The 17,661-nt window shown below is 65.7% G+C and carries 19 protein-coding genes; 6 read left to right on the top strand and 13 right to left on the bottom strand.

The window, feature by feature from the left end; translation table 11 throughout:
• The 3 genes from EV656_RS12200 to EV656_RS12190 form a co-directional block, all read right to left on the bottom strand.
• The coding region (locus EV656_RS12200; protein WP_018294844.1) for a GTP-binding protein at positions 1–94 on the bottom strand (94 nt) is incomplete at its 3' end.
• An 81-nt stretch (positions 95–175) separates the two neighbouring features.
• The gene (locus tag EV656_RS12195) at positions 176–850 is read right to left on the bottom strand and encodes a hypothetical protein (protein WP_132604433.1); all 675 of its coding nucleotides are present in this window, start codon (positions 848–850) and stop codon (positions 176–178) included.
• A 65-nt stretch (positions 851–915) separates the two neighbouring features.
• Positions 916–3,222 (bottom strand): DNA topoisomerase IV subunit A, encoded by a 2,307-nt coding sequence (locus EV656_RS12190; RefSeq protein ID WP_132604431.1) that lies wholly within the window; start codon positions 3,220–3,222, stop codon positions 916–918.
• Between the two features lie 53 nt (positions 3,223–3,275).
• On the opposite strand from EV656_RS12190, the gene EV656_RS12185 reads away from it, so the two are divergent.
• The 4 genes from EV656_RS12185 (at position 3,276) to EV656_RS12170 (ending at position 6,573) form a co-directional block, all read left to right on the top strand.
• Entirely contained in the window at positions 3,276–4,109 is an 834-nt protein-coding gene (locus tag EV656_RS12185; protein WP_132604428.1) for an SDR family NAD(P)-dependent oxidoreductase, read from the top strand.
• A gap of 68 nt (positions 4,110–4,177) precedes the next feature.
• Complete coding sequence (locus EV656_RS12180; RefSeq protein ID WP_132604425.1) at positions 4,178–4,726, top strand: cob(I)yrinic acid a,c-diamide adenosyltransferase; 549 nt, start codon at positions 4,178–4,180, stop codon at positions 4,724–4,726.
• Positions 4,727–4,883: 157 nt separating this feature from the next.
• A complete protein-coding gene (locus tag EV656_RS12175; RefSeq protein ID WP_132604422.1) occupies positions 4,884–5,645 on the top strand; it encodes an electron transfer flavoprotein subunit beta/FixA family protein in 762 nt (253 codons plus the stop codon).
• A gap of 1 nt (position 5,646) precedes the next feature.
• Positions 5,647–6,573 (top strand): electron transfer flavoprotein subunit alpha/FixB family protein, encoded by a 927-nt coding sequence (locus tag EV656_RS12170; RefSeq protein WP_132604419.1) that lies wholly within the window; start codon positions 5,647–5,649, stop codon positions 6,571–6,573.
• Between the two features lie 56 nt (positions 6,574–6,629).
• Here the strand turns inward: EV656_RS12170 and EV656_RS12165 are convergent, their stop codons facing one another.
• Complete coding sequence (locus tag EV656_RS12165; RefSeq protein WP_306666792.1) at positions 6,630–7,454, bottom strand: DUF6473 family protein; 825 nt, start codon at positions 7,452–7,454, stop codon at positions 6,630–6,632.
• Between the two features lie 147 nt (positions 7,455–7,601).
• Here EV656_RS12165 and EV656_RS12160 point away from each other — a divergent pair, with 147 nt between their 5' ends.
• On the top strand, positions 7,602–8,477 hold the full coding sequence (locus tag EV656_RS12160) for a 3-hydroxybutyryl-CoA dehydrogenase (RefSeq protein ID WP_132604412.1): 876 nt from the start codon (positions 7,602–7,604) through the stop codon (positions 8,475–8,477).
• Positions 8,478–8,613: 136 nt separating this feature from the next.
• Here the strand turns inward: EV656_RS12160 and EV656_RS12155 are convergent, their stop codons facing one another.
• Genes EV656_RS12155 through EV656_RS12125 form a run of 7 tightly spaced genes read right to left on the bottom strand, consistent with a single transcriptional unit; the run spans position 8,614 to position 14,021 of the window.
• Entirely contained in the window at positions 8,614–9,483 is an 870-nt protein-coding gene (locus tag EV656_RS12155) for a lysophospholipid acyltransferase family protein (protein ID WP_132604409.1), read from the bottom strand.
• A 60-nt stretch (positions 9,484–9,543) separates the two neighbouring features.
• Complete coding sequence (locus tag EV656_RS12150; protein WP_132604406.1) at positions 9,544–9,822, bottom strand: HPr family phosphocarrier protein; 279 nt, start codon at positions 9,820–9,822, stop codon at positions 9,544–9,546.
• Between the two features lie 9 nt (positions 9,823–9,831).
• A complete protein-coding gene (locus EV656_RS12145; protein ID WP_132604404.1) occupies positions 9,832–10,224 on the bottom strand; it encodes a PTS sugar transporter subunit IIA in 393 nt (130 codons plus the stop codon).
• Positions 10,221–11,147 (bottom strand): RNase adapter RapZ, encoded by a 927-nt coding sequence (gene rapZ / locus EV656_RS12140; protein WP_132604401.1) that lies wholly within the window; start codon positions 11,145–11,147, stop codon positions 10,221–10,223. Before rapZ ends, EV656_RS12145 begins: the two co-directional genes overlap by 4 nt.
• The gene (locus EV656_RS12135) at positions 11,147–11,566 is read right to left on the bottom strand and encodes an HPr kinase/phosphorylase (protein WP_132604398.1); all 420 of its coding nucleotides are present in this window, start codon (positions 11,564–11,566) and stop codon (positions 11,147–11,149) included. Before EV656_RS12135 ends, rapZ begins: the two co-directional genes overlap by 1 nt.
• A 27-nt stretch (positions 11,567–11,593) precedes the next feature.
• Positions 11,594–13,312 carry a sensor histidine kinase gene (locus EV656_RS12130; protein ID WP_132604395.1) on the bottom strand — a complete coding sequence of 573 codons (1,719 nt, stop codon included), beginning with the start codon at positions 13,310–13,312 and terminating at the stop codon, positions 11,594–11,596.
• A gap of 7 nt (positions 13,313–13,319) precedes the next feature.
• The gene (locus EV656_RS12125) at positions 13,320–14,021 is read right to left on the bottom strand and encodes a response regulator transcription factor (RefSeq protein ID WP_132604392.1); all 702 of its coding nucleotides are present in this window, start codon (positions 14,019–14,021) and stop codon (positions 13,320–13,322) included.
• Between the two features lie 302 nt (positions 14,022–14,323).
• Between EV656_RS12125 and EV656_RS12120 the strand changes: the two genes are divergently transcribed.
• Complete coding sequence (locus tag EV656_RS12120; protein WP_132604389.1) at positions 14,324–15,922, top strand: phosphoenolpyruvate carboxykinase; 1,599 nt, start codon at positions 14,324–14,326, stop codon at positions 15,920–15,922.
• A gap of 208 nt (positions 15,923–16,130) precedes the next feature.
• On the opposite strand, the gene EV656_RS12115 is transcribed toward EV656_RS12120, so the two are convergent.
• Both EV656_RS12115 and EV656_RS12110 read right to left on the bottom strand, forming a co-directional pair.
• A complete protein-coding gene (locus EV656_RS12115; protein WP_132604386.1) occupies positions 16,131–16,607 on the bottom strand; it encodes an Lrp/AsnC family transcriptional regulator in 477 nt (158 codons plus the stop codon).
• Positions 16,608–16,698: 91 nt separating this feature from the next.
• Positions 16,699–17,658, bottom strand: coding sequence for an acetyl-CoA carboxylase carboxyltransferase subunit alpha (locus EV656_RS12110; protein WP_132604383.1), 960 nt, complete (start codon positions 17,656–17,658; stop codon positions 16,699–16,701).
• Between the last annotated feature and the right edge of the window lie 3 nt (positions 17,659–17,661).

The raw sequence follows: 17,661 nt of genomic DNA, 5'->3' as shown, positions 1-17,661 counted from the left end.
TCGCCGCCGTCAGCGTCGTCTTGCCGTGGTCAACGTGACCGATCGTGCCGATGTTCACGTGCGGTTTCGTACGTTCAAACTTTTCCTTCGCCATGTCCGGGCGCCTCATTGATTAGGGGGCCTGACGGGGCCCGATTCAACATCGCGCGCTCTCTAAGCCGCGCGGGGCAAGAAATCAAGCGTCAGTTGGTGCGGCCGGGGAGGGCTGATCGCCCGCCGCTTCGGCCGGTTCGGGGGCTTCCTCTGGGGCGGGTTCCGTGGCCGGGGCCGGTTCGGGGGCGGGCTGTGTCGCGGGATCGTAAGCGAACCACTCTTCCCGGTTCGAGACCAGCCAGCGTTCGATCCGCTTGGCCATGTTCTCGGCCAGGCTCTGGATCTGTTCCTCACGGGTGCGGGTCAGGCCGGAACCGACCACGGTATCGCCGCTGAACTCCTCGAAAACCGACAATTGCTCGGCCTCTTCGTGCAGCTTCTTGCCGGCCGCGTCGTCCCAGACATTGGCCGACACGATCAGAATGGATTTCGGCGACAGAACCACGGGCACGCCGGGCACGGCCAGGGCATAGCCATCCACGTTGACCGCGATATGGTAGAGTTGATCCCCCTCATAGCGGGCGAAGCGATCCTCCAGCGCCTTTTTCAGCGCGGCCTCCCACTCGCCGGGCTCGGCCTCGCGGCTGGGGGGAACCATCTTGGCGTTCTTGTCCACCACGATGGCATAGCCCAGCCGGAAATCGCCCAGCGGCTCGGGCGGGTCATTCAGGTCTGCGGCGCCCGGCGCACATCCGGCGAGCAGCGCCAGACCGGCACACAGGGCCGCGGCACGGGTAAAGGTACGCGAAATGGGCATGGATCCCCCTCTGGCTGACGCAGGGCCCGGGATAGCCCAGCCACCGCCCCGGCGCAACGGCGCGGTCAGGTGAAACGGTTGTCGCGGGGGAAGCCGCGCGGGGCCATGCGGCCCGTGCCCGCGCGTTTGCCCAGCCATTCCGCCAGGTCGGTTTCGGTCCGGGTGCGGCCCGCTGGGTCCAGCCAGCTCAGCCCCTCGGCCAGGGCAAAGGTGGTGGCGTCCGACAGCCCGCCATCCTTGTATTTCTGCAGGCGCACGCCCTTGCCGCGGGTCATTTCGGGCAGTTCGTCCAGGGCAAAGACCAGCACCTTGCGGTTCTCGCCGACGCAGGCGACGTGATCGCCCGAAACCGGCTTGCAGACCCGGGCGACGGTGTCACCCTTGACGTTCAGAACCTGTTTGCCCGCGCGGGTCTGGGCCAGCACCTCGTCGGCGGCGACCACGAACCCGTCCCCGGCGCTGGAGGCTACCAGCAGCTTCTGCCCCGCACGGTGGATCAGTAGCGTCACGATCTCGCACTCGTTGGGCAGATCCACGTTCAGCCGGACGGGTTCGCCCATGCCGCGCCCGCCGGGCAGTTGTGCGACCGACAGGGTGTAGACGCGCCCGTTCGCCCCCACCAGCAACAGCCGGTCGGTGGTTTCGGCGTGAATGACGAAGCGGCCCGCATCGCCATCCTTGTATTTCAGCTTGGCGGTGTCCTCGACATGGCCCTTCATGGCGCGGATCCAGCCCATCTGCGAACAGACCACGGTGACCGGCTCGCGCTCTATCATGGCCTCCAGGGGCACCTCTTCGGCCTCTTTCGCCTCGGCGAAACGGGTGCGGCGGGCGCCGCCCGGGGCGTTGCGGCCGAAATCCTGGCGCACCTGTTTCAATTCGCCCGCGATGGTGGCCCATTGCACATCCTCGTGGGCCAGCAGGTCGACCAGCGCCGCGCGTTCCGCCATCAGGCGGTCGCGCTCGGCGGTCAGTTCCATTTCCTCCAGCCGGCGCAGAGAGCGCAGGCGCATGTTCAGGATCGCTTCGGCCTGCACCTCGGTCAGTTGGCCCGCGCCATCGCCCGGCAGGGGCGAGACATAATCGCGTTCCGAGGTGGCGCGGACATGGTCGCGGCCCCAGTCCTCGGCCATCAGGGCAGCCTTGGGTTCATCGTCGTAGCGGATGATGTCGATCACCCGGTCGAGGTTGAGGAAGGCGATCAACAGACCCTCCAGCACCTCCAGCCGGTGGTCGATCTTGTCCATCCGGTGCTGGCTGCGGCGGATCAGCACCGCGCGCCGGTGATCCAGGAAGGCGCGCAAGACCTCTTTCAGGCTGCACACCTTGGGCGTGCGCCCGTCGATCAGCACGTTCATGTTCAGGCTGAACCGCACCTCAAGGTCGGAATTGCGGAACAGCGTGCCCATCAGCACATCCGGGTCCACATTGCGCGAGCGGGGTTCCAGCACCATCCGCACGTCGTCGGCGCTTTCGTCCCGGATATCGGCCAGGATCGGGATCTTCTTGGTCTGGATCAGGTCCGCGATCCGCTCGATCAGCTTGGACTTCTGCACCTGATAGGGAATTTCGGTAACGACGATCTGCCATTGACCGCGGCCCAGATCCTCGACCTCCCACTTGGCGCGCAGGCGGAACGCGCCGCGGCCGGTGCGGTAGGTCTGGGCCATGCTTTCCCTGGGCTCGACGATCACGCCGCCGGTGGGGAAATCCGGCCCCTCGATGAAATTCAGCAGCGTATCATCCCGGCAATCGGGCGCCTCGATCATATGCAGGCAGGCGCGCACCAGCTCGTCGATGTTGTGCGGCGGGATGTTGGTGGCCATGCCGACCGCGATGCCGCTGGCGCCGTTTGCCAGCAGGTTCGGAAAGGCCGCAGGCAGGACGACAGGCTCTTCCAAAGTGCCGTCGTAATTGGGGCGGAAATCGACGGCGTTTTCCGACAGCCCCTCCATCAGCGCCTCGGACGCCGGGGTCAGGCGGGCCTCGGTGTAGCGGCTGGCGGCCGGGTTGTCGCCGTCGATGTTGCCGAAATTGCCCTGCCCGTCCACCAGCGGGTAGCGGACGTTGAAATCCTGCGCCAGGCGGGCCATCGCGTCATAGATCGCGGCATCCCCGTGGGGGTGATAGTTGCCCATCACGTCGCCGGAAATCTTGGCCGATTTGCGGAACCCCCCGGTAGGCGACAGCCGCAATTCACGCATCGCAAACAGGATACGCCGGTGCACCGGCTTCAGCCCGTCGCGCGCATCGGGCAGCGCCCGGTCCATGATGGTGGACAGCGCATAGGTCAGATAGCGCTCGCCGATCGCGCGGCGCAGCGGTTCGGCCAGGGGGGCGTGCATCTTGGGGTCGTCGGTGGCGTCCGTCATGGATTTTGTGTAAAGCGCGGGCAGATTGGGGTCCAGAGGCATCGGGCAGGCACATGGCGCAAAAATCGGTTCTCATCACCGGATGCTCGTCCGGCATCGGGTATGACGCGGCCCATGCGCTGACGAAACGGGGCTGGCGTGTCCTTGCCACCTGCCGCAAGGCGCGCGATTGCGAAAGGCTGCGGGGTGAGGGGCTGGAAAGCTTCCCGCTCGACTATGCCGATGAGGACAGCATCGCCGCCGCGCTGGACGAGGCGCTGTCGCGCACCGGCGGTACGCTGGATGCGCTGTACAACAACGGCGCCTTCGCCTGCCCCGGCGCGGTCGAGGATTTGCCACGCGGCGCCCTGCGCGAGATTTTCGAGACCAACCTCTTTGGCGTGCACGACCTGACCGCCCGCGTGATCCCGGTGATGCGGGCGCAGGGGCATGGGCGGATCGTCAACTGTTCCTCGGTGCTGGGATTCGTGCCGATGAAATGGCGCGGCGCCTATGTGTCCACGAAATTCGCGCTGGAGGGGCTGACCGATACCCTGCGGCTGGAAATGCGGGACACGCCGATCCAGGTCATCCTGATCGAGCCGGGGCCGATCACCTCGCGCATCCGGGTCAATTCGATCCCGCATTTCACCCGCTGGGTAGATTGGCGCAACAGCGCCCGGGCGGACCAATACCGCAACAGCCTGCTGAAACGCCTGTACGAGGATCGCGACGGCCCGGACCGTTTCGAACTGCCCCCCGCGGCGGTCAGCGCGAAACTGGCCCATGCGCTGGAATCGCCGCGCCCCCGCGCGCGCTATTACGTGACCACGCCGACCTACCTGATGGACGGGTTGCGGCGCGTTCTGCCCACCGCCGCGCTGGACTGGATCATCGCCAAGGGTTGACCCCTCGCCTTTGGCGCCGCGGCTGCTAGGTTGGGTGCAGAAAACGGCACCACAGGAAAGGCCCGACCATGACCGAGCAGACCATTTATACCCGCAGCGGCGACCAGGGCGAAACCGCGTTGGGCGATGGCAGCCGCGTGCGCAAGGACAACCCGCGCATCCGCGCCTATGGCGCCGTGGACGAGGTGAACGCCGCCGTCGGCATGGCCCGTCTGCACGCGAGCGGTGAAATGGCCGAACGGCTGGCCACCATCCAGAACGACCTGATCGGCCTGGGCGCCGACCTGCACAAGCATATCGGCGACGACGACACCCCCCTGCGGATCGGCACGGATATGGTCACGCATCTGGAAACCGAAATCGACACGATGAACGCGGGGCTGCCGCCGCTGACCAGCTTTGTCCTGCCCGGGGGCACGGCGCTGGCCGCGCATCTGCATGTCTGCCGGACCCTGGTGCGCCGGGCCGAACGGCTGACCGCCAAGCTGGCCGCAGAGGAATCCGTGAACCCCGCCGTGCAGGCGTATCTGAACCGGCTGTCCGACTGGTTCTTTGTCGCGGCGCGCGTGGCAAACGACAACGGACAGGCCGACAGGCTGTGGCAGGCGGGGGCCTGAACCGCCCGCAACAATCGAAAAGCGCCGAAACGCGGCGTCGAAATATCCTGTCGCGTCGATTTTGGTCTGTTGTCCCGTTTCGAGAGTCGCTAACACGTCTCAAACGACTGACCTGCCCCGGCCCCGCCGGGGCGCGCTAGCCTGAGGAGACACGCCGATGAAGGTTCTTGTACCTGTGAAGCGCGTGATCGACTACAACGTGAAAGTCCGCGTCAAGGCGGACGGCACGGGCGTCGATCTCGCCAACGTCAAGATGTCGATGAACCCCTTCGACGAAATCGCGGTGGAAGAAGCGATCCGCCTGAAAGAGGCCGGAAAGGCCGATGAAATCGTCGCCGTGTCGATCGGCGTGAAACAGGCGCAGGAAACCCTGCGCACGGCGCTGGCCATGGGCGCGGACCGCGCGATCCTGGTCGTCGCCGCAGAGGATATCCACGACGATATCGAGCCGCTGGCCGTCGCCAAAATCCTCAAGGCCGTGATCGATGCCGAACAGCCCGGTCTGGTTCTGGCCGGCAAGCAGGCGATCGACAACGACATGAACGCCACCGGCCAGATGCTGGCAGCCCTGCTGGGCTGGTCGCAGGGTACATTTGCCTCCAAGCTGGATATCGACGGCGACAGCGCCGTGGTCACCCGCGAGGTGGACGGCGGCCTGCAGACGATCAAGGTCAAGATGCCCGCCATCGTCACCGTGGACCTGCGCCTGAACGAACCGCGCTATGCCTCGCTGCCCAACATCATGAAGGCCAAGAAAAAGCCGCTGGAGGAAAAGACCGCCGCCGATTTCGGCGTGGACACCGCCCCGCGGCTGACCGTGCTGAAGACCGCCGAACCGCGCGAGCGTCAGGCGGGCGTCAAGGTGGGCTCGGTCGACGAGCTGATCGCGAAACTCAAGGACGAAGCGGGGGTGCTGTAAGATGGCTGTTCTGCTGCTTGCCGAAGTCACCAATGGTGAACTGCAACTCGACGCCACCGCCAAGGCCGTGACGGCCGTCAAGGGTCTGGGCGATGTCACCGCGCTGTGCGTTGGCAGTTCGGCCAAGGCCGCGGGCGACGCCGCCGCCAAGATCGACGGCGTGACCAAGGTGCTGGTCGCCGAGGATGCGATTTATGGCCATCGCCTGGCCGAACCGACCGCGGACCTGATCGTGTCGCTGGCCGGCGATTACGACCACATCGCCGCCCCCGCCACCACGGACGCCAAGAACATCATGCCGCGCGTCGCCGCGCTGCTGGATGTCATGGTGATTTCCGATCTGGTGGGCGTGGTCGATGCCGACACGTTCGACCGCCCGATCTACGCGGGCAACGCGATCCAGACGGTCAAATCCTCTGACGCGAAGAAGGTGATGACCATCCGCACCTCGACCTTCGACGCCGCTGGCCAAGGCGATACCGCCCCGGTCGAGGACGTGGCCGCCGCCGGCAACCCCGCCCTGTCCGAATGGGTCGAGGACACCGCCGCCGAAAGCGACCGCCCCGAGCTGACCTCGGCCGAGGTGATCGTGTCCGGCGGACGCGGCGTAGGCTCCGAAGAAGACTTCGCCATGATCGAGAAACTGGCCGACAAGCTGGGCGCCGCGGTCGGCGCCTCGCGCGCGGCGGTCGATTCGGGCTTTGCCCCGAACGACTGGCAGGTGGGCCAGACCGGCAAGGTCGTCGCGCCCGAGCTGTATATCGCCGTGGGCATCTCCGGCGCGATCCAGCACCTGGCGGGCATGAAGGACAGCAAGGTCATCGTCGCCATCAACAAGGACGAAGAGGCCCCGATCTTTCAGGTGGCCGATTACGGGCTGGTCGCCGACCTCTTCGACGCGGTGCCGGAACTGACCGACAAGCTCTGACCGCACCGGTCATCGACGGTATCAGAGGGGCCCGCCAACCGGCGGGCCCTTTTGCGTTAACCGACATTCCCGGCCAGGTCCACCACCACCGGGGCCAGGGCGGCGGCGATCTCTTCGTGCACGGCCGGCCCCGGCATGGCCGCCGCGGCCGGCCCCTCCAGCTCGGAAAAAACCATGCCCTGCGTCCCGCGCGCCCCTGGGGGAACCCGCACCCGAACAACCCGGTCAAAGGCCGGGGCCACCGCCGCCTCCATCGCGTCGGTGACGAACACCGGCGCCGATCCCAGCACATTGTCCTGGTCCACCGCGCCGCGCACGACCAGCAACACCTTGGGGCCGTCCAACCGTTCCGCCAGCGTGCGCATCCGCGCCTGCCAGGCCATTTGCAACTCGGTCACGACGACGGGGAACAGATCGGGCGCGCTTCGGCGCAGCAGGTCCAGCATGTGCCCGGTAAACGCGAATGCGGTAAAATCCACCCCCGGATACAACGCCTTCAGCATCCCCGAGGCCCGCAGAAACCTGTCGTTGCGGCGCGGATGCACGACATAGAAGCGGTTGGACATGTTCTGCGCCCCCATGGCCTGCACCACACGCACCCGGGCGCGGGCGACCAGCTCCAGCGCGGCCGGATCCCCCAGGAACGCATCCACCCCGGCATTCAGGCAGCCCAGGTTCAACGTCATCATCCCGGTGCGTGCCTCCAGCAGGTCCGGAAACGGCGTTTCCACGAATTTTCCATAGGTTTCGCTGCCCCCGATCACCGCACAAAAGGGCGGCTCGGGGGTCCGTTTCGGCCCGCGAAAGACCAGCCGTGACCGCCCATAGCGGCACGGGTAATAGTTCAGGGCGCCATCGCCCGCCTTGGCAAAGGTCATCATCCCACTCGCAATTTCGACTCACCCGTCCCCGAGGGTGGGACGCAGGGGTTTCCAACCTGCTAAGACGCGCATTTTAGCAATCCCTTGCCCCTTGCGCCGGGCGGCTGCCGGGCCGTAAGGTCGCGCCAACAGCGCGGGGGAATCTGCATGGAAATCCGGACTGTCGGGGTGATCGGCGCAGGCCAGATGGGCAATGGCATCGCCCATGTCTTTGCATTGGCCGGGTATCAGGTCCTCCTTAACGACATCTCGCCCGATGCCCTGTCCAAGGCAATCGCGGTGATCGAGCGTAATCTGGACCGCCAGGTGACGCGCGAGAAGATTTCCCAAGAGGACAAGACCGCCGCCATGGGGCGGATCGACACCACGACGACCCTGACCGACCTGGGTCCGCTGGACCTGATCATCGAGGCCGCGACGGAACGCGAAACCGTCAAGACCGCGATCTTCGAAGACCTTCAGCCCCATCTGCGCCCGGAAACGATCCTGACCTCGAACACCTCGTCGATCTCGATCACCCGGCTGGCCAGCCGCACCGACCGCCCGGAAAAATTCATGGGCCTGCACTTCATGAACCCGGTGCCGGTGATGCAGCTTGTGGAACTGATCCGCGGCATCGCCACGGACGAGGCCACCTACAAGACCATGCTGGGCGTGGTCGAATCCCTGGGCAAGACCGCCGCCTCGGCCGAGGATTTCCCCGCCTTCATCGTGAACCGCATCCTGATGCCGATGATCAACGAGGCGGTCTATACCCTGTACGAGGGCGTGGGAAACGTCCGCTCCATCGACGAATCGATGAAACTGGGCGCCAACCACCCGATGGGGCCGCTGGAACTGGCCGATTTCATCGGGCTGGACACCTGCCTTGCGATCATGAACGTGCTGCATGACGGGCTGGCCGACACAAAATACCGCCCCTGCCCACTCTTGACGAAATATGTCGAGGCTGGATGGCTGGGACGCAAGACCAGCCGCGGGTTCTACGACTACCGCGGCGATACGCCGGTCCCCACGCGCTGACCCCAGGGCGTCAGCGCCCCCCCTCGCCTGACGACAAGAGGCCGGAACCGCTTCCGCTTCTTCTTGGCAGAAATACCCAAATCCGCCCGAAGGGCGCAAAAGGCATGCGCCGCCAGGCGCGCAATTGGAATGCCGTCTAACGCAGCGCCAACGTCAGATCCCGCAGCCAACCGACGAAGCCGCGCGGGTTGCTGGACCAGCTTTCGATCACATAGCGGGGGATACGCTCGCCCACGATGGGGGCCTGGGGCCGGTTCAGCGCGTGGCGCACCTCATACAGCAGCAGCCCCTGGCGCAGGGTCGGCGACAGCCGGTTGGCCACCTGGTACCAGCGCGAATTGGCACCGGGAAAGCGGATCGGCACCACTTCGGCGCCGGACCGCTGGATCAGCTTCGCCGTGAAGGGGTTCCAGTCGCGTTCGCGCACCGGGCCGAACATCGTGTCCGACGCCGCCACCACGCCCGAGGGGAACAGCGCGATCACGCCCCCATCGGCCAAGTGGGCCATCGCCTGGCGACGCATGTCCAGGTTACGTTCCAGCGCATCCGCGTCATGGGGAAACGGCACGGGGATCATGAAATCCTCGATCTCGCCCACGCCGGTCAGCAGCGAGCGGGTCAGGATCTTGTAATCCGTGCGCACCCGGCCGATCAGCTCGGCCAGGACCATGCCATCGATCAGGCCATGGGGGTGGTTCGCCACGATCACCAGCGGCCCGGTTCGGGGGATGCGGGCGATCTGTTCGGCCGGGGTCTGCAGGTCGATCCCCATGACCCCCAGGGCCTGGCTCCAGAATCCCTGCCCGTCGGGCACGCCCATTGCCTCGAACCGGCGGATCAGGCGCAGCAGGTGCAGCTTGCCGGTCAGCCATTCCATCGTCTGGATGGTGCGCACCTGCACCGGGTTCGAAAAGGTGTGCGCATAGGACAGGCGCCGCTGATCGTACCCGGTTTCCGAGATGCGCGAGCCGTCGCCCTGCCCCACAAGGCCGGGCGCGCGTTGCATCAGCGCGGGTTGAATTTCGCTACTGTCGACCAAGATTGCCGTCTCCCCGGGACGGACCCGTTACATCTTTTCGCCGAAGCGGTTGGCGACCAGGTGTTCCAACGCATCCGCCAGTTTCGCCGCCTCTGGGCCCGATGTCTCGACCTCGATGGTGGTGCCCTTCGAAGCGGCCAGCATCAACAGCCCCATGATCGAGTCGCCCGGCGCATGCTCGCCGTCGCGGCGCACCTCGGCGCGCGCGTCATGGGCCTCGACGCATTCGACGAACTTGGCCGAGGCGCGCGCATGAAGCCCTTTTTCGTTCACGATTTCCAAATGACGGATCTGTGTATCACTCATGACCCGGTCCTATAGCGCCCCGGCATCGTAGCTGTCGATATATTTCCGCCCCGCGGCCAGGGCGTTGGCCGTTGCCTCGGCCAGGCTCTGGCGGCGGGATTTGGCCAGCTTGATCAGCATCGGCAGGTTGGCACCGTAAAGGATCCGCCGGTCAGAGGGCACACAGGCCCGGATCGACAGGTTGGAGGGCGAGCCGCCGAACATGTCGGTGACCACGACCACACCGCCGCCCTGGTCCACGGCGTCGGCGGCCTCGCAGATTTCGCTTTGCTTGGCGGCGCGGTCGTCATCGGGACCGATCGAGATTGCACGGATGCCGGGCTGGTGGCCGACCACATGTTCGACCGCCGCCAGGTATTCGCGGGCCAAGCCCCCATGTGCGACGATCACGATACCGATCACGCCCCCGTCCCCGATGCCAGCGCGGGCGCGCCTTGCGTCCGCCGTTCCAGTTCACGGTGCCTTATAGACACCTGCCAACCGGCCTCTGCAAGGGTCTTGGCCATGGCTTCGGCCACGGCGACGGAACGGTGTTGCCCCCCGGTGCAGCCGAACCCGATCGAGATATGGCTGCGCCCCTCGTCACGATGCGCGGGCAGGGCAAAGTTGACCAGCGCGCCCAGCCGCTCCACGAAACCTGTAAAACGCGGATCTTCGGCGATATGGGCGACCACCGGCCCGTCGCGCCCGTCCAGCGCGCGCAAATCCTCTTGCCAGTAGGGATTGCGCAGGAACCGGCAGTCGAACGCCATGTCCAGCCCCAGCGGCATCCCCCGCTTGTAGGAGAAAGAGTTGAGCGACACCGCCAGCGGCGCCGTGCCGCCAGGGGCAAAGCGGGTTGTCATCTTGGCGCGGAACTGGTGGATCGTCAGGTCAGAGGTGTCGACCAGGATCGTGGCCAGCGCACGGATCGGGCCCAGGATGTCCAGTTCGCGCGCAATGCCGGTTTCCGGGCTTTCGGCCGGGGCCATCGGATGGCGGCGCCGCGTTTCGGAAAAGCGCCGCAACAGGACATCGGGCCGGCAATCCAGGTAGACGATATCCGCCTCGGTTTCCGGGTCGGCCGATATGCGCCGGATCAGTTCGGCCAGCGCATGGGCGGAAAAGTCGCGGGTACGGGCATCCACCCCCAGGGCCAGGGGCGGCGCAGGCGACGGCCCGTCCAGCAGGCGCGGAACAAGGGAAAGCGGCAGGTTGTCGATCGCCTCGAACCCCAGATCCTCCAGCACGTTAAGCGCGGTCGAGCGGCCGGCACCGGACGCCCCGGTTACCAGGATGACCCGGTTGACGGGGGCAGCAGGCGCAGTCTGGGCAGCAGAGGGCATCAGTCGCTTCGGCCAAAGATCAGGTGGTGCAGCAGTGCTGCGGGGAAATATGGCTGATCGACCCTGTGAAGCAAGGGCACGGAACAATCAAGAAAACTTGCCTCTCGACGTGGCGGCAGGCGCTGATCCTCGGCCCGGTCCATGTCCACGGCCAGCACCACGCGGGCACGGGGCACGCGCGGGGCGCGCAGAATACCAACGAAACGCGCCTCGATCCGCCCGGCCAGGGGGGCGGGCGCGCTGGCGATCAGCCCGTCGGCCTCTGCCGCCAGCACGGTGCGGTCATCGGCGACCAGGCTTGCCCCCAGGGCCATCAACTGCAGGGCAAGCCCGGACTTGCCGCTGCCAGAGGCGCCCAGGATCAGGATGCCGCGGCCCTTTACGGCGACGCAACTGGCATGGATCGTTTGTGGGTCCATCCAGCCTGCTCCTCCGTTCCTGCGAACCTAAAGCGGCAGACCCACGACGAAGCGGGCGCCCAGCGGTTCAGATGTGATATCGGCCTCGGTCGGGCGGATGTTCTCGGCCCAGATGACGCCGCCATGGGCCTCTACGATCTGCTTGGAAATCGCCAGCCCCAGGCCCGAGTGATTGCCGAACTGCCCCGGCGGGCGTTCGGAATAGAAACGCTTGAAGATCTTGGTCAGGGCCTGTTCCGGAATGCCGGGGCCGGTATCCTCGACCACGACCAGCACGCGGTTGTCACGGGTCCGCGCCCAGACGCGCACGGCGTCGCCCTCGGCACAAAAGGAAATCGCATTGGTGATGAGGTTGACGAAGACCTGCGCCAGCCGGGCCTCCAGCCCGTGGATCACGATGGGCATCGGGGGCAGGTCCGAGATGAAATCGACCCCGCTTTCGCGCGCCTCGTTGCCCAGGTGATCCGTCAGGTTGCCCAGCAGGTGCACCAGATCAAAGACCTCTTCCTCTTCCTTGACCAGTTCGCTGTCCAGCCGCGAGGCGTTCGAGATGTCGCTGACCAGCCGGTCCAGGCGGCGGACGTCATGCTCGATCACGTCCAGCAGCTTGGCCCGCTGGTCGTCACGCCGGGTCATGCGCAGGGTGCCGGTCGCGGATCGCAGGCTGGCCAGCGGGTTCTTGATTTCATGGGCCACATCCGCAGCGAATTGTTCGTTCGCGTCGATCCGGTCGTACAGCGCCGCGACCATGCCGCGCAGCGCGCCGGACAAGCGGCCGATTTCGTCCGGGCGGGCGGTCAGGTCGGGGATGCGCACGCGCGCGGGACTCATCTTGCGGGCGTTGCGGTCGCGCCCGATCTCGGCGGCGGCGGCCAGATCCGACAGCGGGTTGGCGATGGTCGAGGCCAGCACAAGGCTGAGACCGACCGACACTAGGATCGCGATGACGAAAATCTGCAAGACCTGTTCACGCTCGATCCGCACCAGGCGGTCGATTTCGCCACTGGCCGTGGCCAGCGCCACCACACCGACGACACGCTGCCCCTGCAGGATCGGCGTGGTCACGGTAAAGGCGGTGTTGCCCTCGGGGCCGATCCCGGTGCGCACGGTCGGCCCGCCCGCCAGCGTCGCAGCGGCCTGTGCGCGCAGGCGATCATCGATAGATCCGGAAACGGCCGGATCGGCAACGCCACCGGCCAGGCGCGCCAGGCTGCCCCAGACCGCGTTCAGGAAATCGGTGATCGGCGTTGCCCGCTGCCCGATCTCGGCCGCACGGCCGACCAGCAACGCGCGCGGCGCCCCCTGGGCACGGGCGACAACCTGCCCCGCCGGGTCGAACACCACCAGATCCACCCCCGGCCCCAGGTCCAGGGTGGCCGCGATCGCATCGGCCTGCAGCCCGTCCCCGGCGGCCAGCGCAACCGGCAGCCCATCGGGCAGCTGCGCCTCAAAGACATCGGCGACAAGCTCGGCCTCGGAAACCAGCCCGTTGGCCCGCTGGCTGAGCAAGCTATCACGCGCCGGGTTCAGATACAGCACCCCCGAGATCAGCACGATCTGCGCGATCAGGTTGAAAATGATGATCTTGCGCGCCAGGGGCGAGCGATTCAGCGTGAAAAGGCCACGCTTTTCCCGGCGCACGCGGATTTCGGCATCCAGCCCTTCGCCGGTGCCGACCCAATCCTCGCCGAGGACGATATCGCCTCTGTCACTTCGCCGCGTGTCGCGCACCGCGCGCCCTCCCATGCGGGCGCTACTCTTCGTTGTAGCGGTACCCGATTCCGTAAAGCGTTTCGATGGCCGAGAATTCGGGGTCCGCCTGGCGCATCTTCTTGCGCAGGCGCTTGATGTGGCTGTCGATGGTCCGGTCGTCGACATAGACCTGATCGTCATAAGCCACGTCCATCAGCTGATCGCGGCTTTTCACGAAACCGGGCCGTTGGGCCAGCGCCTGCAGCAGCAGGAACTCTGTCACGGTCAGCGAGACATCCTTGCCCCGCCAGACAACGGCGTGGCGCAGCGGGTCCATCGTCAGGCTGCCGCGCTCGATGATCTTGCTTTCCTCGGGGGCCGGTCCGTCATCCGAGGCGATGGCCTCTTGCCGGCGCAGCAGGGCGCGGATGCGTTCCACAAGCAGACGCTGCGAAAAGGGTTTCTTGACGTAATCGTCGGCGCCCATCCGCAGGCCCAGAACCTCGTCGATCTCATCGTCCTTGGAAGTCAGGAAGATGACCGGCATGTTGGTTTTCTGCCGCACGCGCTGCAACAGGTCCATGCCATCCATCCGAGGCATCTTGATGTCCAGCACGGCCATATCCGGCAGGCGCCGGTTGAACGCTTCCAGCGCCGACTGGCCGTCATTGTAGGTTTCCACCTCGAATCCTTCCGCCTCCAGCGTCATGGAAACAGAGGTCAGAATATTCCTGTCGTCATCGACAAGCGCGATCCTTGACATGGGGAGATCCTTGTCCTGCTCAATGGCCTTATTTTTTGCACCATTCTTCCTTTTTTGACGGCGCGAATCAACGTCAAACTGCGAATCGACGCGGTGACGCGGTCCAGTCCATAGGGAAATTCCTGAGACATTGCTAATTTACATCACATCCCCGCGCGCAGATCGTCGCGCAGGATGATTGCGCTAACGTTAGCGAAAACGTTACGATGATTGCGCTAACGACCGGGATCGCCGGTTGTGTCATCAAGTTGTCATGCTATAGCGCAGGGCATCTGTTCAGCGGCAGCAAGGAGCGCGCGACCATGGAAACCGGACGGGTGAACCCCAACCAGCGACTTGAGGATCAGGGCATCACGGGCCTGGACAAGGTCCATTACAACCTGATCGAACCGGCCCTGATCGAAGCGGCGATCACCCGGGGCGAGGGGCATCTGGGCCAGGGCGGCACCTTCCTGGTGACCACGGGCGAACACACCGGCCGGTCCCCCAAGGACAAGCACGTCGTGCGCACCCCCGATGTCGAAGATACGATCTGGTGGGAAAACAACCGCCCGATGACGCCCGAGGCGTTCGACCAGCTGCACGCCGACATGATGGAACACCTCAAGGGCGGCGAAGTCTTCGTCGAGGATCTGTATGTCGGTGCCGACCCGGCCAACCGCCTGGACGTGCGCGTCATCACCGAAATGGCCTGGCACGGCCTGTTCTCGCGCCACCTGCTGCGCCGCCCCGACCCGGCGGAACTGGACAGCTATGTTCCCGGCTTCACCGTCATCAACTGCCCCTCGTTCAAGGCCGCCCCCGAACGCCATGGCTGCCGCACCAAGACCGTGGTCGCGATGAACTTCGACAAGAAGCTGATCCTGATCGGCGACACAGAATACGCGGGTGAGATCAAGAAATCGGTCTTTACCCTGATGAACTACATCCTGCCGGCAAAGGGCATCATGCCGATGCACTGTTCGGCCAACCACGCGCCGGGCAACCCGGTGGACACGGCGGTCTTCTTCGGCCTGTCGGGCACCGGCAAGACGACGCTGTCGGCCGATCCCGCCCGCACGCTGATCGGCGACGACGAACACGGCTGGTCGGATACCGGCACCTTCAACTTCGAGGGTGGCTGCTACGCCAAGACGATCAACCTGTCCGCCGAGGCCGAACCCGAAATCTATGCCACAACGGGCAAGTTCGGCACCGTGGTCGAAAACATGGTCTACGACGAACAGACCTACGACCTGGATTTCGAGAATGACTCGCTGACGGCGAACATGCGCTGCGCCTACCCGCTGCACTACATCTCCAACGCCTCGGACACGGCGATGGGCGGGCACCCCAAGAACATCATCATGCTGACCTGCGACGCCTTTGGCGTGCTGCCCCCCATCGCACGGCTGACGCCCGCGCAGGCGATGTATCACTTCCTGTCGGGCTTCACCGCCAAGGTGGCCGGGACCGAAAAGGGCGTGACCGAACCGCAGCCGACCTTCTCCACCTGCTTCGGCGCGCCGTTCATGCCGCGCCGCCCCGAGGTCTACGGCAACCTGCTGCGCGAAAAGATCGCCAAGCACGGCGCGACCTGCTGGCTGGTCAACACCGGCTGGACCGGCGGCGCCTTCGGCACCGGCTCTCGCATGCCGATCAAGGCCACCCGCACCCTGCTGACCGCGGCGCTGGATGGCTCGCTGAACGATGCCGAATTCCGCAAGGATCCCAATTTCGGCTTCGAGGTGCCGCTGGCCGTCGAGGGCGTGCCCGAGGTTCTGCTGGACCCGCGCCGCACCTGGGCCGACGCCGAGGCCTATGACGCGCAGGCCACCAAGCTGGTCGGCATGTTCGCCGAGAATTTTGCCCAGTACCTGCCCTTCATCGACGACGACGTGAAGGAAGCGGCGATCGGCTGAGGCCGGACTGCAAGAGCGTCACGAACACCGAACGCGCCGCTGAAAAGCGGCGCGTTTTTTTTGGGGGGGGTGGGGGGCGCGGCGGTGTCGTAGGGTGGGTGCCAACCCACCCATGTGGGTGGATGTCGGGGGCCGGTGGGTTGACACCCACCCTACAGGCCGCAAGCCAGCAAGCCGCGCCAGATGGCCAGGCCCTGCGCAACGCCCCTCACACCGGCAACGCCGTCGTTTCCTTGATCTCTTCCATCGACAACAGCGCGGTCACGTCGAAAATGCGCACATCCTTGATCAGCGCCTGGTAGAACGCGTCATACCCTTTCGCATCCGGCACGCGGACCTTCAGGATATAGTCGATCTCGCCGGCCAGGCGGTGGGCCTCCAGCACTTCGGGCCGGTCGCGCAAGGCGGCCAGGAAGCGTTGCTGCCACTCGGCCTCATGCTCGGACGTGCGCACCAGCACGAAGAAGCATGTTCCCAGCCCCAGCGCGTCAGGGTCCAGGATCACGGTCTGGCGCCGGATCACGCCAGCCTCGCGCAGTTTGCGGATGCGGTTCCATACCGGCGTCTTGGAGGAATTCACCTGCCGCGCGATTTCGTCCAGCGACTGGCTGGAGTCCTCTTGCAGCGCGGCCAGGATACGCCGATCCAGCGCATCCAACGTGACAGGGCGGGACTTGTCGATCATGGGTCACCCTCCTTGGCGACACGCCAAGGATGGAACTTTTTCCCGGGATGGCAAGCGCAAAGGCGGCGCTGCGGAAAACCGTTCCGCGCCGTTAGGCGGCCAACCCCTTGGCGCCCATCTCCAGAAACTTGGTGCGGCGGTCGGCGATCAGCGCGGCACGGTCCATCCCGCGCATCTCGCGCAGCATTACGGTCAGGTTGCGGCCGACCGCATGGATCGTGTCCTCGCGCCCGCGCTGCGCCCCGCCCAGCGGTTCGGGAATGATGCGGTCGATCACGCCCAGCTTGAACAAGTCCTGCGCGGTCAGGCGCAGCGCCTCGGCGGCCTCGCGCATCTTCTCGGCGTCCTTCCACAGGATCGAGGCGCAGCCCTCGGGCGAGATCACCGAATAGACGGAATGTTCCAGCATCGCCAAACGGTTGGCCGTGGCAAAGGCCACCGCGCCGCCCGATCCGCCCTCGCCGATGATGACGCTGACCAGCGGCACGCCGATCTGCAGGCATTTCTCGGTGGAACGCGCGATCGCCTCGGACTGGCCGCGTTCCTCGGCCCCCTTGCCGGGATAGGCGCCGGGGGTGTCGACCAGGCTGATGACCGGCAGGTTGAAACGGTCTGCCATGTCCATCAGGCGCACCGCCTTGCGATAGCCTTCGGGGCGGGCCATGCCGAAATTGCGTTCCAGCCGGGTTTTGGTATCAAACCCCTTTTCGTGGCCGATCACCACAACCGGCTGATCCTCGAACCGGGCCAGGCCGCCCATCACGGCGTTATCCTCGGCAAAGTTCCGATCACCGGCCAGGGGCGTGTAATCGGTGAACAACGCCTCGATATAATCCTTGCAGTGGGGCCGGTCGGGGTGGCGGGCCACCTGGCATTTCCGCCAGGGCGTCAGCCCCTTGTACAGTTCCGACAGCATGTCGGCCGCCTTGCGGTCCAGCGCCGCGGCCTCTTGCTCGACATCCATTTCCTCGTTGGCGCGTGCCAGTGCGCGCAGCTCCTCGGCCTTGCCTTCGATCTCGGCCAGCGGCTTTTCGAATTCGAGGTAGTTCATGCC

The organism is Rhodovulum adriaticum (assembly GCF_004345735.1).
In the GTDB taxonomy this organism is placed as follows: Bacteria; Pseudomonadota; Alphaproteobacteria; order Rhodobacterales; family Rhodobacteraceae; genus Rhodovulum; species Rhodovulum adriaticum.
The sequence above is the reverse complement of the archived record's forward strand: the minus strand, read 5'-3'. Positions and strand labels throughout refer to the sequence as shown.

Bases quoted from the DNA above. Each gene is read 5' to 3' on its own strand.
- EV656_RS12195 (WP_132604433.1), bottom strand. From the start codon at position 850: ATGCCCATTTCGCGTACCTTTACCCGTGCCGCGGCCCTGTGTGCCGGT.
- EV656_RS12190 (WP_132604431.1), bottom strand. From the start codon at position 3,222: ATGACGGACGCCACCGACGACCCCAAGATGCACGCCCCCCTGGCCGAA.
- EV656_RS12185 (WP_132604428.1), top strand. From the start codon at position 3,276: ATGGCGCAAAAATCGGTTCTCATCACCGGATGCTCGTCCGGCATCGGG.
- EV656_RS12180 (WP_132604425.1), top strand. From the start codon at position 4,178: ATGACCGAGCAGACCATTTATACCCGCAGCGGCGACCAGGGCGAAACC.
- EV656_RS12175 (WP_132604422.1), top strand. From the start codon at position 4,884: ATGAAGGTTCTTGTACCTGTGAAGCGCGTGATCGACTACAACGTGAAA.
- EV656_RS12170 (WP_132604419.1), top strand. From the start codon at position 5,647: ATGGCTGTTCTGCTGCTTGCCGAAGTCACCAATGGTGAACTGCAACTC.
- EV656_RS12165 (WP_306666792.1), bottom strand. From the start codon at position 7,454: ATGATGACCTTTGCCAAGGCGGGCGATGGCGCCCTGAACTATTACCCG.
- EV656_RS12160 (WP_132604412.1), top strand. From the start codon at position 7,602: ATGGAAATCCGGACTGTCGGGGTGATCGGCGCAGGCCAGATGGGCAAT.
- EV656_RS12155 (WP_132604409.1), bottom strand. From the start codon at position 9,483: ATGCAACGCGCGCCCGGCCTTGTGGGGCAGGGCGACGGCTCGCGCATC.
- EV656_RS12150 (WP_132604406.1), bottom strand. From the start codon at position 9,822: ATGAGTGATACACAGATCCGTCATTTGGAAATCGTGAACGAAAAAGGG.
- rapZ (WP_132604401.1), bottom strand. From the start codon at position 11,147: ATGCCCTCTGCTGCCCAGACTGCGCCTGCTGCCCCCGTCAACCGGGTC.
- EV656_RS12135 (WP_132604398.1), bottom strand. From the start codon at position 11,566: ATGGACCCACAAACGATCCATGCCAGTTGCGTCGCCGTAAAGGGCCGC.
- EV656_RS12130 (WP_132604395.1), bottom strand. From the start codon at position 13,312: ATGGGAGGGCGCGCGGTGCGCGACACGCGGCGAAGTGACAGAGGCGAT.
- EV656_RS12125 (WP_132604392.1), bottom strand. From the start codon at position 14,021: ATGTCAAGGATCGCGCTTGTCGATGACGACAGGAATATTCTGACCTCT.
- EV656_RS12120 (WP_132604389.1), top strand. From the start codon at position 14,324: ATGGAAACCGGACGGGTGAACCCCAACCAGCGACTTGAGGATCAGGGC.
- EV656_RS12115 (WP_132604386.1), bottom strand. From the start codon at position 16,607: ATGATCGACAAGTCCCGCCCTGTCACGTTGGATGCGCTGGATCGGCGT.
- EV656_RS12110 (WP_132604383.1), bottom strand. From the start codon at position 17,658: ATGAACTACCTCGAATTCGAAAAGCCGCTGGCCGAGATCGAAGGCAAG.